1 protein-coding gene is annotated in these 249 nt (G+C 54.2%); it reads right to left on the bottom strand.

Going from position 1 to position 249, the window contains the following annotated elements; all coding sequences use genetic code 11:
* Positions 1 to 249: S41 family peptidase (locus tag ACX9YW_RS23370; protein ID WP_460351167.1), on the bottom strand; the 249-nt coding region annotated here is incomplete at both ends.

Raw genomic sequence — 249 nt, 5'->3', positions numbered from 1 at the left:
GCCTTTATTATGCGGTCGCCCGACAGGATACCGACCTTCTCTGCCGGTCCGCCGGGTATCACCTCCACGACATTGACCGTGTCGCCTACTATCTGGAACGACACCCCGACTCCACTGAACGAACCCTGGAGATCTTCATTTACCGCCGTCAACTCCGAGGAGGGTATATAGGCGGAATGTGGGTCAAGCGAATTAAGGAGCTGTGGCATTGTCTCCTCCACAAGCGAATCTATATCGACGACATCTACA

The organism is Pseudoneobacillus rhizolycopersici (genome assembly GCF_054786815.1).
This window is presented reverse-complemented; position numbering and strand designations above follow the sequence as displayed.